The organism is Sphingomonas vulcanisoli (assembly GCF_011761305.1).
Taxonomy (GTDB): Bacteria; Pseudomonadota; Alphaproteobacteria; order Sphingomonadales; family Sphingomonadaceae; genus Sphingomonas_I; species Sphingomonas_I vulcanisoli.
Map to the genome: position 1 here is coordinate 85,222 of NZ_JAAOZC010000001.1, position 16,795 is coordinate 102,016.

Annotated in this window: 15 protein-coding genes; 4 read left to right on the forward strand and 11 right to left on the reverse strand. The window is 63.9% G+C overall.

Translation table 11 applies throughout. From position 1 onward, the window contains the following. Positions 1-43: 43 nt before the first annotated feature. A complete protein-coding gene (locus FHS31_RS00435; protein ID WP_167070978.1) occupies positions 44-1,354 on the forward strand; it encodes an aminotransferase class V-fold PLP-dependent enzyme in 1,311 nt (436 codons plus the stop codon). A gap of 3 nt (positions 1,355-1,357) precedes the next feature. Here the strand turns inward: FHS31_RS00435 and FHS31_RS00440 are convergent, their stop codons facing one another. The 4 genes from FHS31_RS00440 to FHS31_RS00455 all read right to left on the reverse strand — a co-directional run bounded on the left by FHS31_RS00440 (position 1,358) and on the right by FHS31_RS00455 (position 6,859). Continuing rightward, positions 1,358-1,927: a type 1 glutamine amidotransferase domain-containing protein gene (locus tag FHS31_RS00440; RefSeq protein ID WP_167070979.1), complete on the reverse strand. Its 570-nt coding sequence runs from the start codon at positions 1,925-1,927 to the stop codon at positions 1,358-1,360. Between the two features lie 90 nt (positions 1,928-2,017). Next, entirely contained in the window at positions 2,018-3,196 is a 1,179-nt protein-coding gene (locus tag FHS31_RS00445; RefSeq protein ID WP_167070981.1) for a glycosyltransferase family 4 protein, read from the reverse strand. 51 nt (positions 3,197-3,247) lie between these two features. Then, complete coding sequence (locus FHS31_RS00450; protein WP_167070983.1) at positions 3,248-3,775, reverse strand: CHAP domain-containing protein; 528 nt, start codon at positions 3,773-3,775, stop codon at positions 3,248-3,250. A gap of 279 nt (positions 3,776-4,054) precedes the next feature. Continuing rightward, entirely contained in the window at positions 4,055-6,859 is a 2,805-nt protein-coding gene (locus FHS31_RS00455) for a M16 family metallopeptidase (RefSeq protein WP_167070984.1), read from the reverse strand. A 308-nt stretch (positions 6,860-7,167) separates the two neighbouring features. On the opposite strand from FHS31_RS00455, the gene FHS31_RS00460 reads away from it, so the two are divergent. Continuing rightward, a complete protein-coding gene (locus tag FHS31_RS00460; RefSeq protein ID WP_167070991.1) occupies positions 7,168-9,717 on the forward strand; it encodes an HWE histidine kinase domain-containing protein in 2,550 nt (849 codons plus the stop codon). Positions 9,718-9,790: 73 nt separating this feature from the next. On the opposite strand, the gene FHS31_RS00465 is transcribed toward FHS31_RS00460, so the two are convergent. From FHS31_RS00465 to FHS31_RS00495, 7 genes are all read right to left on the reverse strand, one after another. After that, entirely contained in the window at positions 9,791-10,429 is a 639-nt protein-coding gene (locus FHS31_RS00465) for a PEPxxWA-CTERM sorting domain-containing protein (protein WP_341786251.1), read from the reverse strand. 204 nt (positions 10,430-10,633) lie between these two features. Then, positions 10,634-11,383 carry a PEPxxWA-CTERM sorting domain-containing protein gene (locus tag FHS31_RS00470; RefSeq protein ID WP_167070993.1) on the reverse strand — a complete coding sequence of 250 codons (750 nt, stop codon included), beginning with the start codon at positions 11,381-11,383 and terminating at the stop codon, positions 10,634-10,636. A gap of 176 nt (positions 11,384-11,559) precedes the next feature. Further along, on the reverse strand, positions 11,560-12,654 hold the full coding sequence (locus FHS31_RS00475; RefSeq protein ID WP_167070995.1) for a helix-turn-helix transcriptional regulator: 1,095 nt from the start codon (positions 12,652-12,654) through the stop codon (positions 11,560-11,562). Between the two features lie 153 nt (positions 12,655-12,807). Further along, positions 12,808-13,824, reverse strand: a complete 1,017-nt coding sequence (gene thiS / locus FHS31_RS00480) for a sulfur carrier protein ThiS (protein WP_167070997.1) — start codon at positions 13,822-13,824, stop codon at positions 12,808-12,810. A gap of 58 nt (positions 13,825-13,882) precedes the next feature. Next, on the reverse strand, positions 13,883-14,095 hold the full coding sequence (locus FHS31_RS00485) for a hypothetical protein (RefSeq protein WP_167070999.1): 213 nt from the start codon (positions 14,093-14,095) through the stop codon (positions 13,883-13,885). Continuing rightward, the gene (locus tag FHS31_RS00490; protein ID WP_167071001.1) at positions 14,092-14,316 is read right to left on the reverse strand and encodes a hypothetical protein; all 225 of its coding nucleotides are present in this window, start codon (positions 14,314-14,316) and stop codon (positions 14,092-14,094) included. Before FHS31_RS00490 ends, FHS31_RS00485 begins: the two co-directional genes overlap by 4 nt. A 212-nt stretch (positions 14,317-14,528) precedes the next feature. Further along, a complete protein-coding gene (locus FHS31_RS00495; RefSeq protein ID WP_167071008.1) occupies positions 14,529-15,566 on the reverse strand; it encodes an aspartate-semialdehyde dehydrogenase in 1,038 nt (345 codons plus the stop codon). A gap of 372 nt (positions 15,567-15,938) precedes the next feature. On the opposite strand from FHS31_RS00495, the gene FHS31_RS00500 reads away from it, so the two are divergent. Continuing rightward, on the forward strand, positions 15,939-16,202 hold the full coding sequence (locus FHS31_RS00500; protein ID WP_167071010.1) for a hypothetical protein: 264 nt from the start codon (positions 15,939-15,941) through the stop codon (positions 16,200-16,202). 110 nt (positions 16,203-16,312) lie between these two features. Beyond that, the gene (accB, locus tag FHS31_RS00505) at positions 16,313-16,795 is read left to right on the forward strand and encodes an acetyl-CoA carboxylase biotin carboxyl carrier protein (protein ID WP_208408510.1); all 483 of its coding nucleotides are present in this window, start codon (positions 16,313-16,315) and stop codon (positions 16,793-16,795) included.

The window sequence follows — 16,795 nt, forward strand, 5'->3', positions numbered from 1 at the left end:
CGTCCGCCGATAAGCCCATCGGCGCCTCTACGGGAACCCTGGAATGACGCTCACGCCCAATCGCCGCCAGCTTCTAGGCGCGGCCGCTGCCACGCCCGCATTGCTTTCATCCGCGGCGCTGGCCGATCCACTCGCACCGGCACCTGCGCCGAAGCTTGCGCCCAATTCGATCCCGATTGCCGATCTCGCCGCGCAGTTCGATGTCGAGCGCGAGATCCACAATCTCGAGGCGGGCTATTGGGGCGTGATGCCGCGCGTCGTGGCCGAGACCTATGTGCGGCACACGCTGGAGGTGAACCGGCTCAATTCGGTGTTCGCGCGCAACGTGCTGCCCGGCGATGGCTGCATGGCCAACGGCACGCGCGATGCGCAGGCCTCGGTCGCGCGCATGGTCGGCTGCCTGCCGCAGGAGATTGCGATCACGCGCAGCGGCTCCGATGCGCTCCAGCAGCTCATCACCAATTACAAGCCGCTGAAAGCCGGTGACGCGGTCATCTACTGCGATCTCGATTATGATGCGATGATCGGCGCGATGGAGTGGCTGGGCAGCCATCGCGGCGCCAAGGTCGTCCGCTTCGCCATGCCCGAACCCGCGACCACCGCGAACATTCTCGCCGCCTATGAGGATGTGCTGCGGCGCACGCCGGAGGCCAAGCTGCTGCTGGTGACGCAGATTTCCAATCGCACCGGGCTGATCACGCCCGTGAAAGAGATTGTCGCTATGGCGCGGGCGCGGGGCGTGGATACGATCGTCGATGCCAGCCATGCCGTGGCCCTGCTCGATGTCACGATGGACGATCTCGGCTGCGATTTCGCCGGCTGGTCGGTCCACAAATGGACCTGCGCGCCGCTCGGCACCGGCGCGATGTACATCCGCAAGAACCGTCTGGCCGATATCGCCATCGCCTATGACAACAACCACGTTCCCGCCGACAACATCAACGCGCGTGAACCGGCGGGAACGGTGAACTTCGCGGCGCTTCTGACCATCCCGACCGCGGTCGATTTCCATTATGCGGTCGGCGCATCGGCGGCCAAGGCGCCGCATATGCGCGCGCTGCGCAACCGCTGGGTCGATCAGGTGCGCGACCTGCCCAATGTCGAGATCATGGTGCCGGACGATCCCGCCCGCTCCTGCACCATAACCAGCTTCCGCCTTAAAGGAATGACCACGCCCGAGAAGGCGCAGGCCGTGCAGAAACGGCTGTTCGAGAAGCACAAGGTGCTCACCGTGTGGCGGGACGGCGTCGCCAGGGCGCCGGTGATCCGCGCGACGCCGGGCTTTTACAGCCGCCCCGAAGATGCCGATGCGCTCGCCGCTGCGCTGCGGGCGGAGCATGCGATGCTGATCTAGGATTCAGACGCCTTGGGCCTGCGCCGCATGCAGCCCCTCACCGAATTCCTCGATGATCTTCGCGCAAAAGGCGGGAAGATCGTGCGGGTTGCGGCTGGTGATCAGCCCGTTGTCGACGACCACCTCCCGATCGACCCAATCGCCCCCGGCATTGCCGATGTCGGTCTTGATTGAGGGGAATGAGGTGAGCGTGCGGCCGTGAACGACGTTCGCCTCCACCAATAGCCAGGGCGCGTGACAGATCGCGGCCACGGGCTTCTGCTGTTCGAAGAAAGCGCGGACGAAAGCCACGACCTCCTCGCTGGCGCGCAATTTGTCCGCGCCGACGCATCCGCCGGGGAGGATCAGCGCATCGAAATCGTCGGCTGAAACATCGCCGATTGCCGCATCGATTGCGTAGCTGCCGCCCGGTTCGACATCATGATTGTTGGTCTTTGCCTCACCCTTTTCGAGCCCGATCACAGTGAGGCTCGCGCCCGCCTGGTTTACCGCATCGCGCGGCTGCACGAACTCGCGTTCCTCGGTGCCCTGCGGCGCGATCAAGATCGCCACCTTCTTGCCGTCCAACGTCATGCCAACTCTCCTTTGCATCGACGAAGAACGGATCAAGCCAGGCTTGCGATCCGAACGCCTGGCTCACTGGTCGCAAATAAGGAGCGGCGCTCAGCGCGCGCGGTTGAGCGGCTTCACGCCTTCGGAGCGCAACCGGACGAGGCGGAGGTAGGCGTCGACCAGCTGCTGGTTGACGCGATCCCATTCGTAAAGCTCGCTCGCCTTGCGGCCCGCTTCGCCCGCGGCGAGGCGGATTTCGCTATTGTCGCAATAAGCCTGAATGGCGCGGGCGAAGGCTTCGTTGCGGCCGGGCTCGATCAGGCGGCCGTTGATATTGTCCTCGATCAGGCTGGAACTGCCCGTCGCGCGCGCCGCCACCACGGGCAGGCCGCAGGCCATCGCCTCCAGCGTGACGTTGCCGAATGTCTCGGTAACGGACGGATTGAACAGCAAATCTGAGGAAGCGAGCGCGCGGCCCAGATCCTCGCCGCGCTGGAAGCCCGCGAAGATGGCGTTGGCGGGCAGGCGCCGCTCGAACCATTCGCGCGCCGGCCCCTCGCCGATCACGACAACGCGGTTGCGCACCCCGCGCTGGCGCAGGATGTCGATCGTCTCGGCGAAGACATCGAGGCCCTTTTCCATCACCAGCCGGCCGAGGAAGGTTATCGCGGGCATATCATCATCGAGCCCGATCGAGCGCCGCCAATCCATATCGCGCGCCTTGGGCGTGAACACCGTGGTATCGACGCCGCGCGTCCAGATGCCGACGTCGTAACTCATCCGCTGTTCGCGGAGCAGCTGCGCCATCGACTCCGAAGGTGCGAAGATCGCGTCGCAGCGGCGGTAGAAGCGGCGCAGGATCGCTTCCACCACAGGCTCGATCCAGGCCATATTGTAATAGCGCATGTAGGTTTCGAACCGGGTGTGGACGGAGGCGACGGCGGGGATGTTCCACTTGCGTGCCAGCGTCACTGCACGGTGCCCGAGGAATTCGGGCGAGGCGACGTGGAAGATGTTGGCGCCGAAATCCTGCAGATCGCGCTGCACCCAGAACGGGATGCCCACCGGCAGGCGGTATTCGCCGCGTCCCGGGAAAGGCATGCTCGGCACGCCGACAACCTTGCCGACCGATGGGAAGGCCGGCTTCTTGCTCTTGGGGCTATAGATGCGGACCTTGGCGCCTTGTTTCAGCAGATAGCCGCTGAGGCGATTGAGGGCCTGATTGGCGCCGTCCCGGATATAATTATAGTTGCCCGAGAAGAGGGCGACGCGGAGCTCGGTAACGTCCATCGGCGGCGTTTAGAAGCGTTGCCGTCAGCGTGCAACGCAGGAGGGAGCGGCTTACTGCCCGGCGTGGATCGCGTCGTCCGCCTTGTCGGCGATGGCCTTTACTTCATTGGCGACGGCCTTGGCGCCGTTGTAGATGAAGCCGTAGGTGGGATAGGCCTTGGTGCCGACATCGCCGATCGGCGCATACCAGACGCGCACCGCGCTCCAGTCATTCTTGGCTGAGGTATCGACGACGGTGACGTCGCGCTCGATCTTGCCCTTCATGCCGCCCCAGTTGGCGTGTGTAACCTTGATGATGCGGTCCGAGACGATCTGGGTGACGGTGGCGACATGGCCCGAGCGCATCGAGGAGAGCGCCTTGAACACCAGCACCGAGCCGGGACGCGGCGCGTTGCCCTCCGAATATTTGCCCGTCGCCTGGTGCCACCAGCCGGCGGCTGCGCCGAACAATTGAATGCCCGAGAAGGCCCGCGCGAACGGGGCGCACTGCAGATAGGATTGGGCGTTGGCGGCCGATGGCGCGGCCATTCCGATCATCATCACGCAGGCGGCAAACGCCACCTTGAGGCTCTTGTGCATCTGGGCCGAATCCCCCGATCCCGCTGGTTCGAGACCTGGGTATCCGGGCAAAGGTTAATCGGAAATCACGCTTGCGGTGAGCCGGGGGAGACGTGAGGTGACCTGTGGTGGGACGGAACTTTTGGGTGGAGCGGGGGTTGCAGGGCGCCTTGATCCTCCCCGGCACGGGGAGGTGGCGTCGCGTCAGCGGCGCCGGAGGGGGCTATCTGGCGAGTGCTGCACTCGGTTGAAAGCCCCCTCCACCACCTTCGGCGGTCCCCCTCCCCGTGCCGGGGAGGATCAATGGAGCGCTGCACTATCCAGCTTAAGCTGGGCGGCGGGGATCACCTCGGGGTTCAGGCCCTGCGCACGCAGCGCAGGCAGGAACTGCCTGGCGTCGCCCACGACCACCACGCTCGCCACCGCCGGATCGATCAGCGCCTTCGAGACGCGCTGCACCTCATCGGGGCCGATGGCGGCGATCTTTTGGGTCTGGCGCGTGATCTCGGCGGGATCGACGCCCTGCACGACGAGACCGGCGATCATGCCTGCGATGCCGTCGGTGGTCTCGACCGCATCGCCATAGCTGCCGATCAGCGAGGCCTTGCGTGCGTTGAGCTCTTCGGCGGGCACGGGTTCGGCGCCCATGCCCTTCATCTCATCGCGCATGATGCCGATCACCTGCGGCGCAGTGGGGTTCTTGGTCTGCGTGGCGACCGAGAGCGCGCCGGGCAGGCGGCCCGCCGAGAAGCGGCTGGAGGCGCCATAGGCCAGACCCCGCTTGACGCGGATCTCACGATTGAGCCGCGCCGAATAGCCGCCACCGAGCGCGGTGTTGGCGAGTTGCATCACGTAGAAATCGGGATCGGCGCGGCGGATCGAGGGGCGTGCGATCGTCACCGCCGCCTGTGGCGCGCCGGGCAGATCGACGACGATCAGGCGCGGCGCCGGGTAGGGGGTGGCCGTCACCGCTGGAGCCGGCGCGGCGGTTGTTTTCCAGCCGCCGAACAATTTTTCGGCGAGTGCCTGGGCGCGATCGGGGGTGATGTCGCCAGCTAGGATCAGCGCACTCGTCGCGGGCGACCAGGTGGCACGATAGGCGGCAAGCAAGTCGTCGCGCCGGATCGCGGGCAGCGAGGCGGGCGTGCCGTCGCCGGGCTTGCCGTAGGCGCCATCGCCATAGACGGCGCGGCCGGCGACCAGAGCGGCGAGGCTGGCGGGCGTCTTGTAGGTCTGCTGCAGGCCGTCGAGCGCCTCGGCGCGCGAACGATCGAGCTCCGCCTGCGCGAAGGTTGAATGAAGCGCGGAATCGGCCATCACCGCCATCGCGGCATCGAGCTGATCGGATTTAACCGTCAGCGTGATCGTCGTGCCGTCGCGGGTCGCATCGGCATCGATGCTGCCGCCGGCATTCTCGATCGTGTGGGCGATCTGCGTGGCGTTGCGGGTCGGCGTGCCTTTGGTGAGCAAATCGGCGGTGAGCGAGGCGAGACCGAAGCGGCCCTGCGGATCGGCGGCGGTGCCCCGCGGGGCGATCATGTGGACCGTAACGATCGGCAGCGCATGCCGCTCGAGCACAATCACGCGCATCCCGTTCGAGAGGCGGCGCTCGACGGGCATCGGCACGCTGGGGCTGACGGGTGCGCCGGGGGCGGGGGGCTGGGCGCGCTCGTTCGGGCCGAGCGCGGTGACGACGGGGACGTTGGCCGGGGTGATCAGCGGCAGGCTGGCGATGGTGGGCGCGGCGGTGATCGCGGGGCCCTTGACCTGCGGGAAGGCATCTGGGGCGAGATAGGTGATCGTCACCGCGGTCTGATCGGTCAGCAGGCGCGCGGCGACTCGCTGGACGTCGGCGGCGGTGACCGTCTGCAGCGCGGCGAGGCGCTTGTCGGCTTCGGAAGGGTCGCCATCGAGGATCACGCCCGACCCGAGCAGCGAGGCGCGGCCCTGCGCGGTCTCGCGCTGCTTGAGCGCCGAGGTAACGACCATGTTGCGGACGCGCGTCATCTCCTCCTTGCTCGGCGGCGTATCGCGGATGCGCGCGATTTCCTTGCGCAGCGCCGCTTCGCCTTCGGCCGGGCTGTGGTTGCCCGCCATGATCGCGAAGGCCGCGATCGTGCCCGCGCCCTTCTTGAAATCGGCGATGACATCGGTCTCGCTGGCGATCTCGTCGCGGTAGACCAGATCTTCATGCAGGCGCGAGCTGTCGCCGGCCGAGAGGATGCCGTCGATCATGTTGATCGCGGCATGATCCTTGTCGTCGAGCACGGGCAGCAACCAGCTGATCGCGACCGCCGGCAGCGGCGTATTCTCGACGCGATCGACATAGCGCGCGGGTATCGTCCGCGGCGGTTCCTGCACGGTGACGCGCGGGATCGGCCAGGCGGGCTTGGCGATCGGCCCGAAATATCTGTCGATCCAGCCGTCGAGCTGTTTCGGATCGAAATTGCCCGAGACGACCAGCACGGCATTGTCGGGCCGATAATATTGGGCATGGAAGGCGCGGACGTCGGCAAGGCTCGCGGCGTCCAGCTCCTCGATGCTGCCGATCGTGCCGAGCGCATAGGGATGAACGCGGAAATTGGCGGCCGCGAAATCGCGCATGAACAGCCGGCCATAGGGACGCGCGAGATCGCCGCGCAGCTCCTCCTTCACCACATCGCGTTCGGAGGTGAAATCGGCCTGATCGACTACCAGCCAGCCCATGCGCTGCGCCTCGGCCCAGATCAGCCGTTCGAGATGATTGGCGGGGATCGTTTCATGATATTCGGTGTAATCGTCATCGGTTGAGGCGTTGTTGTTGCCGCCGACATCCTCGGTCAGCCGATCCATCGTCTCAGCGGGCATGTCCCGCGTCGCCTTGAACATCAGATGTTCGAAGAGGTGGGCGAAACCCGATCGGCCCTTGGGATCGTCCTTCGATCCGACATCGTACCAGAGCTGTACCGAAGCCGAAGTGCCGCTCTTGTCCGGCATCTCAAAGACGCGCAGCCCGTTGGGCAGCGTGCGGGCGACATAGTGGAGCGGCGGCACCACGACCGGCGCGGCGGCGGCCGGGGTCGCACAGGCGAGAAGCAGAGCGATCGACGAGAGGATTTTGCGCATCCGGTGATCCCTAACACGGGCCAGCGGTGAACGCTCCCTGAAAGAAACGGAATGCGGGCCTGCAAATCCCTCAAAAACCGCCGCTACCTTGACATTTCGAGAGTTATATTGTACCAAACTGGAACATCGATGCGTTGTTTCTCATTGTTGATTCGTAGTCCGGCGGTGCCTAATTTCGGGTCCGCTTGATCGGCTCCTCTAGCAGCGTGCTCCCGTTTGGGGCCGATGCTCGGGGGCTGGTGCGCCGCCCGCGGCAACCAAAATGATATATTCTCGTTCTCGGGCGGGAAAGGCGACAAGGGACTGAAGTGGCGGATTTCGAGAAAGTCGATCTCACCAATTGCGATCGTGAACCTATCCATCTCCTCGGCGCGATCCAGCCGAAGGGCTATCTTATCGCGGTCAGCCGGGACTGGCTGATCGCGCGCGTCTCCAAGAATATCCGTACCCTGCTGGGCCATGATCCCGATGATCTGATCGGATCGCCGCTCGCCGATTACGTGCCCTCCGTGCTGCTGCACGATCTGCGCAACCGCCTTTCCTATCTGTCCGAACCGGACATGGTCGAGCGGTTGTTCGGGCGGCAGATCGGGACGTCCGGCCAATCCTACGATGTTGCCGTTCATTATTCCGGCGATCAGATCGTGATCGAGGCGGAGCCGGGCAATCCCGGCGACGAGTCCCCGATATCGGTGCGTGCGATGATGTCGCGGCTCGATCGCGCCAAAGACCTGCCCGCTTTTTATCGCGAAGGGGCACGGCAGGTGCGTTCGCTGCTCGGCTACGATCGTGTGATGGTCTATAAGTTCGCGGAGAACGGCAACGGCGAGGTCGTGGCCGAAGCGTGCAAGCCCGGCATCGGCAGCTTCCTGGGGCTGCACTATCCCGCCAGCGACATTCCCCGCCAGGCGCGGGCGCTCTATAAGCGCAATTTGGTGCGCGTCATCCGCGATGTAGCGGCCGATCCGATCCCGATCGTTCCGCAGATCGATGCGGCGGGCAATCAACTCGATATGTCGCTGTCGATCCTGCGATCGGTATCGCCGATCCACATTGAATATCTGAAGAATATGGGGGTCGCGGCGTCGCTGTCGATCTCGATCATCGTGGATGATGAATTGTGGGGACTGTTCGCCTGCCACCATTATGCGCCGCGATCGCCGACTTTTGAGCGCCGTTCGGTGTGCGAGCAGTTCGCGGACATGTTCTCGATGCGGCTGGAATCGCGCGAGCGGCGGCTGATCGGCGAATATGAGCGGCGCGCGCGCGACATATCGGACCAGCTGCTGGGCGCGGTCGCATCGGACGAGACGCTGCTCAACGATCCCGATTGGCTGGGAGATATCTTGACCGGCGCGATCCCGGCCGACGGCGTAGGGGTGTGGATCAACGGCAATTCCGCCTTTTCTGGGACGACGCCGCCATCCGAGGATTTCCGGCGGATCGTGCGCGCGCTGAACGGGCTCCCCGCCGGGCGGGTGTTTACCACAGACTATATCGGCGGCCTGATCGAAGATGCCGGCGATTTTGCGGATCGGGCAGCGGGGATGCTGGCCATTCCGATCTCGCGCTCGCCGCGTGACTATGTGATCCTGTTCCGATCGGAGATCATGCAATCGGTGCGCTGGGCGGGCGATCCGCACAAGCCCGTGGAATATGGCCCCAATGGCTCCCGCCTGACACCGCGCGAAAGCTTCGCGGAATGGCAGGAGAATGTTACCGGCCGGGCCGAGCCGTTCACCCCTTCCGAGGTGCGCGTTGCCGAAACGCTTCGGGCGACGCTGATCGAGGTCGTGCTGCGGCTGGCCGACGAAGCGGCGGCCGAGCGGCGACAATCCAACGCGCGCCAGGAAATGCTGATCGCCGAGCTCAACCACCGCGTCCGCAACATCCTTGGCGTGATCCGCGGCCTGATCCGGCAGTCCCAGCCCGACAGCCCCGAGGTCAAGGATTTCGTCAAGTTGGTCGATGGGCGCATCCACGCGCTCGCGCGCGCTCACAACCAAATCACCGACGATCATTGGGGGCCGGCACCGCTCAAGGCGCTCATCGACGCCGAGGCAGCGGCCTTCGCGGCGACGCGGGAAAGCGCGATCATTGCCAAGGGCGATCCGGTGCTGCTCAATCCCGCGGCTTATTCCTCGATGGCGCTGGTCATTCACGAGCTGGTGACCAATTCGACCAAATATGGCAGCCTCTCCGGGACGGGCGAGGTGCACATCGATTGGTCCCGCAACGGCAATGGCGATCTGGTCATCACCTGGACCGAAGTCGGCGGGCCGCCGGTGTCGCCGCCCAAGCGCAAGGGGTTCGGGACGACGATCGTCAACCGATCCGTGCCTTACGATCTCGGGGGCCAGGCGAGGATCGATTATGATCCTGACGGCGTGCGGGCCGAGTTCGTCATTCCTACCCGGCACGTATCGGAACCCAAGAGCTTCGCCGGGCGCGAGATCAAGGTGCACCGCCCGCACGTATCGAGTCAGCAACCGATCGATCCCACGCAATTCGGCAAAAAGTCTGTCCTGCTGGTCGAGGACAGCCTGATCATAGCGCTGGATGCCGAGGACATATTGGAGCGCTTCGGCGCCACGGTGCTGACCGCATCAACCCCCGAAGCTGCACACGACATCCTCGATCACCAGCATGTCGATTATGCTGTGCTGGACATCAACCTCGGCGATCAGACGAGCTTCGGGGTCGCCGATCGGCTTCGGGAGCTCGGCATCCCCTATTTCTTCGCCTCCGGCTATGGCGAGCAAGCCAATCTGCCGATGGATCACCGTTCCACGACGGTGGTGCAAAAGCCTTACACCACGCACAATATTGCGCGCGGGATCGAAGAGCTGCTGCCGTAGCACCTGATTTGTTTGGTTGCTCGATCTGTATATAAGAGCGAGCGCAGTTGGGAGACTATTCCGGCGGATTGAATTAGAAGCTCATCGCCATCTTGCGGCGACGCATTGTGCCACCGACCAGGCCAAGCCCGCCGATCATCATCGTCCAGGAAGCGGGCTCGGGTACGGAGGCGGACGCCGGCGCGTTCGAGACCCCGTCGCTGAACTCAAGCGACAGGTCCGGGTGGCTTTGCAGATAATCGCTATCGATCGTAAGGTACGGATCGATATAGGCTGCGGTTTGCCCCGGCCCCATCGTGTCGACGTAAGTCTTGAGATAGAGGGTGTAGACCGTATTGGTCTGCATCGTACCTTTCAGATCGAAAGCGCCCTGCGCGCCGCAATTGGGGCAGCCGGAATCCACCAGAAGTGCCGTATTGCCATTGATATCTATCTCGGAAGTCGCGCGGCCGAGCCCACCGTTTGAAACTGCCGATGCGGTAGCGATACCGGAATAATCATAGGGCACCCATAGATCGTCTGGCGAGGTGATCATGACCGAATAGGTAAAATCGGCATATCCGGCCGTATAGTCGCCATATCCTAGACTTGCCGCCGGGCCTTTGTTGGAGCCTATCGCGCTCAGCTGAACGAATGGCGCAGCACTGGCCGAAAGCGTGATGACGCTGGTTCCGCCATAAGGTCCGACGGCCGCGTTGGTCGATCCACTCACCTGTGGGCCTGCACCGCATCCACCGACTACATTGCAGTTATATTGGACATTTGCATTGGCGGTAGCCGCCGGCAGCGTAGTAGCCCCGAAAGCAGCGGAGAACGGACAATAGAATAGCAATGCCTCCGATATGGCAATCGCAGAGCGTAAAAAGGATCGCATATTTACCCCCGGTTGATGCTGTATGAACCTCTTCTCAAAGGGCTATGCGTAGCACGGCCTAGAGCCCGCGACCGTTTTCTTGCGGCGCATCACGGCACCGGCCAGGCCAAGGCCGCAGATCATCATTCCCCAAGAGGCGGGTTCCGGCACATCGGACGAAACAACCGAAAAATTGCTAAAGCTCACGGAGCCGGTCGCGCCATCCGCCGCGTTTGAAACATTGAAGATGCCGAAAGAAACGTCCCCGATTACGCCCGAACCGGAATAGGTTGCCAGCGTTTGGTATGCCCCGCCATCGATCGACATGCTATCGGTGACGACGTCGCCGATGCGCTGCAGCTGAAAAGTTACGATATTTGCCGCGGTGACGGCCGATGCACCCGTAAAGACTCCATTGGTTGTGATAGAGCCGTTCGCAATCGGCGTTCCGTTGTTATAACTATTCGCGCAAATGCCCGTACCACTGCTCTGTACCGTGCTGCAAAAGCCAGCCCCATAATAATTATATGGACCCGTAGTAGGGATGTTGGTCATATCCAGCGTTATCGTGGCCGTGTAATCGCCCGAGAACAGCATGTTCGTGAAAACACCGGGCGCGATATCCGTTCCGGCTTCGTCCGGCCTGTAGGCAAATGTCAGGTTGCCGTTACCGGAGGTGATATAGGATGCGCCGGCATAGGGTGTCAGCGTTGGATCGAGCGTGATGCTCGAAAAATCGGCGGTATAGGTTGTCGCCCCCGCGGCGCCTGCAAGCGCGAGACATGCCGCAACTGCGGCCAATATTCGTTTCATGATGATGACCCCCCGATAGCCCGCCTGCGCTCGACAAAGAATCAAGCGCGGGCAAGCAAGCTTACCGCAAATTAATCATGGGGAATCGGGTGGCTGTGCAATAATCCAAACGGATTATACGGCCCGAACCACTCTGCCGACCGGCCTGTTTCAGACGGCGATCCAGGGTGAATGGCTTACCCGATTTGGATCAACAGGCGGATCAGTTCGCTTTGACGGTTTGTGCCGGTTTTCTGAAACAATCTTCGGAGATGTATTCGGGCTGTTGCCACGGTGATGTTCAAGGCCGCTGCCGCCGTTTCCGGCGAATGCCCTTTGACCAGCGCAGCAGCGAGATCGGTCTCACGTCCCGACAATTTGAATGCATGACGATATAAATGGCGAGCGTCCAGGGGCCTGGCGGTCGGATCGACGAGTTGAACGATTGCCGCCGCTTCAAATGGGGCAAGGATCCTCCTTACCCGGGGAAGCGGAAAGATGGTCAATAGGAAGGGCATACGCCCGGATGGCCGCGCGATACGGATAGCGCCCGAAATTGTATCCATGCCGACTGCCTGCCCCACAAGCGCTGCCAACACTTCTTGCTGAGAGGGCTCCGTACACCATAAGCTTTGGGCCGCAATCCGGAGGCCGTCGCCTTGCCGGATGATGGCCTCGGCAGCGTTTGTGAGATGTATGACTCTTCCTCGTTCGTCGAGAAGGATCAGCGCCTTCGATTGATCGTTTGCCGCGATGCCGCGCCAATATTCTTGGGAAAGAGCCTCCTCATGCCGGAAACCCAAGGCTAAGGCCCGGTTGAGCTGAGGGGCCAGCATTTGCAGCTTTTGGACGGCGTCGGGCGCAATGCCATCCGGACCATAATGGAAAGAAAAACAGCCCCGACCGGTTCCCGAGGGCTCCAAAAATCCAACCGTCGTCAGGTAATGTGACGAGCCCCACTCCTGCTCCCACTGTCGATAAGCCCGAGCTTCGTCGGTTTCATCTCTGACCACATCGGCGTCGGTATAGATCGCGCTGCTCTGCAGGCCGCCCGCCATCGGAACCTGGGGATCGTGTTGCCAACGGCCACCCGCAAGATAGTCATATTCGACCCCTTCGAGCGCTCTCACGGTCTCAAAAACGGGAGGCACTAGTTGCTGCCTATTGATCACTGCGAATATGCCGCCAAGCGAAGCAAGCTCTAACGAAAGCTGATCCGCAAAAGGCCTCCAGAGATCGCTGTCGAGCGCTGCCGCATAAGCGGCATTCACAAGAGCATTAAGCCAATCCATTGGTTATCTCCGGCAGCCCGCCGAAGAAGGCATGATTCCTGCCCTTTTTTCAAGGCCACTTGATCTGCATTATCGGTCAGGCCTGATCGGAGTCAGGCAATGTCGCGCTGATCGCGCTTTCACAGCTATGGCGAGCCGCTTGCTGGCACCCGTTCAGATCAGCCCTGCCAGCGGGCTCGATGGATCGGCGTAGCGGCGCCGCTGCATGCGGCCGGCGCGGTAGGCGAGGCGGCCGGCTTCAACGGCGGCTTTCATCGCGCTGGCCATCAGGATCGGATCCTTGGCCTCGGCGATGGCGGTATTCATCAGCACGCCGTCGCAGCCCAGTTCCATCGCTTCTGCGGCTTCGGAGGCGGTGCCGACACCGGCATCGACCAGTACGGGCACCTTGGCATTCTCGACGATCAGCCGGATCGTCACCGGGTTCTGGATGCCGAGGCCCGAGCCGATCAGCGATCCCAGCGGCATGATCGCCACCGCGCCCGCATCCTCCAGCCGCTTGGCGGCGATCGGATCGTCGGCGCAATAGACCATCGGCAGGAAGCCTTCCTTGGCGAGGATCTCGGTGGCGCGGAGTGTCTCGATCATGTCGGGATAGAGCGTGCGTGCTTCGCCCAGCACCTCCAGCTTGACGAGGTCCCAGCCGCCCGCCTCGCGCGCCAGCCGCAGCGTGCGGACGGCATCGTCGCCGGTGAAGCAGCCAGCAGTGTTGGGGAGGTAGGTGTAGCGCTTGGGATCGATGAAATCGGTGAGCATCGGCGCACCCCGATCGGTGACATTGACGCGGCGCACGGCTACCGTGACCATTTCCGCGCCGGACGCCTCCAGCGCAGCGGCATTCTGCGCAAAATCCTTATATTTGCCCGTGCCGACGATCAGGCGGGAGCGGAAGCTGCGCCCGGCCACCGTCCAGCTATCGTCGGCGATCGGCGCGCCATGATCGCCACCGCCAACGAAATGGACGATCTCCAATTCGTCGCCATCCTCGAGCTTCACCTGCGCGAGCGTCGAGCGGGGCACGACCTCAAGGTTGCGTTCCACCGCCACCTTTTCGGGCACTAGCCCAAGCTCGCTGGCCAGTTGGGCGATGGTCATGCCGCCGTGCACCCGCCGGTGCTCGCCGTTGACCATGATGCTAATCGTGCCGTCGTCGTGGGTGAGAGTCGCCATCCCCGGCATTTAGGGGGCGAAGGCGCGGGGCGCTACCGTATCTCCAAGGATTCCGCGTTCAGTCCTCGCCCGCCGCGATATCCTGCGACAGCTGTTTCTCCGCAGCGTGCGCGGAGCGCAGTTTTTCGGAGCGATCGTGCCGATCGGCCATCGTGCGCCAGGCGGCCTCCGCGCGCAGGCTGCGTTCGCGCACATTGGGCAGATCGGCGGCTGCGGCATCGCGGGCGCAGGAATCGGCCTGGGTAACGTAGAAATCGAGCGTAACGCTCATGGCAGATACTCCTGGGTGCGCCAGCGTGAGGTCACGCGATCGCGGTGAATGAGAATGGTGCAGATGGCGCGCAGCAGATCGACCTTGCGCCAGTGGCCATCGGCATCGGCGCTGGTCAGCCAGCGTTCGGCGTGGCTATGGGCGGCATCGCCCCAGCGGTGACGAAGCCTTTCGGCGACTCTGACGGCATGGGATTCGGACTCTGCCGGTATCGCGCTCAAATTGCGGTGGTCCGGAGGTGGATGGATCGGGGTGGGGCCGGGAGATGATCGATGGTCATGGCCCGCTCCACCTGTAAGCGGGAGCACGAATGTCTCTCAGCCGCCGGCGCCTACGAATCACCAGCCGGGCGATGATGAGCCTTTAGCACGGTGCCCCCGATCGGCCTAATGAGCGGCCTGCCGAGGCGCTCCCAGGCAGGCCTTCTGGACGCTCATCGCCCGCAGAGCAGTTCCCCGATCTGGATGGCGTTGAGCGCCGCGCCCTTGCGCAGATTATCCCCGACCACGAACAGCGCGAGGCCGTGCGGAACGGTCGGATCGACGCGGACGCGGCCGACCATCACCGGATCGAGGCCGGTCGCTTCGAGCGGATTGGGCACGTCGCTCAGTTGCACGCCGGGCGCACTGGCGAGCAGGCGCAGCGCCTCGTGCGGCGGCAGCGGCCGATCGAATTCGGCGTTGATCGAGAGCGAATGGCCGGTGAAGACCGGCACGCGAACGCAGGTGCCCGAGACGGGCAGGGCGGGAAGATCGAGGATCTTGCGGCTCTCGTCGCGCAGCTTGATCTCCTCCTCGGTATAGCCGTCCTCGACCAGCACATAGTTGAGCGGCACGACGTTGAAGGCGATCGGCACGGGCCACTTCCTGACGTGCGGCAGATCGACCACCGCGCCCGATCGTGCCATCGCTTCGCCCTGGCCTGCGCCCGCCCGGATCTGCGCATCGAGCTCCTCGATCCCGGCGAGGCCGCCGCCCGAGACCGCCTGATAGGTGCTGACCGTCAGCCGCTTGAGGCCGGCGGCATCGTGCAGCGGCTTGAGCACAGGCATCGCCGCCATCGTCGTGCAGTTCGGATTGGCGACGATGCCCTTGGGGATTGTCGCCAGCGCCGCGCCGTTCACTTCGGAGACGATCAGCGGCACATCGGGGTCACTGCGCCACGCCGAGCTATTGTCGATCACGATCGCGCCGGCTGCCGCAACCTTGGGCGCGAGCTCCAGGCTGGCCGATCCGCCCGCCGAGAAGAAGACGATGTCGAGCCCGGTATAATCGGCGGAGGCGGCATCCTCGACGGGAATGTTCCGGCCGTTCCATTCGATCGTCTTTCCCGCCGATCGCGCCGAGGCGAAGAGGCGCAGGCTCGCGAGCGGGAAGGCGCGCTCGGCAAGCAGCAGGCGCATCATCTCGCCGACCAGGCCCGTGGCGCCGACGATGCCGACATGAGGATTTTGGAAGCGGGCGACAGTCATGGTTTCGTCTCCTTCAAGGGGAGCGCGGGACCCTGCTTCGTCGTTTAGAGAAGGCCCCGCGCGGTTGGCGGGGCTGTGTCCGGTGGGCGGCTAGATCGCGCGCGCACCGTCCGCCCCGCAAGTGCGGGTCGGTTTCGGGCTAATCGTGATCGCGGCCGTGGACATCGCGGGCGCTGCTAAGCGAGCGGAGCGGACTTGTAAACTGGCCCGCAATCCTCCCCTGGAAGGGGAGGCGGCGCGCGCAGCGCGTCGGAGGGGTATCGAGCTATCGAGAGTGGGATACCCCTCCGTCAGGCCTGCGGCCTGCCACCTCCCCTTCCAGGGGAGGATTGAGGATCGCCACAAAGATCGATCCGCCCTAAGGGCTCGCCTATGGACTTTGACGAACTTCTCATCCGCTTCTTCGGCACCAGTGACATGTCGACCCTGCAGGAGGACCAGATCCTCGCCGGGGTCGAGCGGCTGAGGCTGCAGTTCGGGCTGGAGAGCGATGCCGGGCGGCGGTTCGCGATCTGGTGCCTGCTGTACATGCTCGGCGCCGCACCGGACCTTGACGTCGCCTTCAAGGACGAGGCCGATCGCGAGGCCGCGCGCGACTTCATGGACATGGCCGATGAAGAGGATGACGAGGACTGATCGCTTCGGAAGCTTGCGGCGCGCTAATCATTTGCCGCTGAAATGCGGCGATGCTGGACGTAAAGCGCAAGCTCTGGCACGGGCGATCGTTCATTTGGGACACGGGAACGATGACAGAAGCCACCAACGGCTCCATGCATATTGATCCGGCGCTGGTCCGCCAGCTCGCCGAACTTTTGGACGAAACCCACCTCACCGAGATCGAGGTGCAGGACGGTGACCGGCGCATCCGCGTCGCGCGCAAAGCCGCGGCTGCTGCCGCTGCGCCCGTGGCCTATGCGCCGCCGCCCGCGGCACCTGCTGCGCCCGCCGCTCCTGCGCCAGCGGCTCCCGCGCCGCCCGCGAGCCCGGCCGATCATCCCGGCACGATCAAATCGCCGATGGTCGGCACTGCTTATCTGTCATCGGCGCCGGGTGCGAAGCAGCTCGCCAGCGTCGGCGACAAGGTCAATGCGGGCGATACTCTGCTGATCGTCGAGGCGATGAAGGTGATGAACCCGATCGTCAGCCCGCGCGCCGGCACGGTCACCGCGCTGCTCGTCGACAATGCCCAGCCGGTGGAGTTCGATCAGCCGCTCGTGATCGTAGAGTAA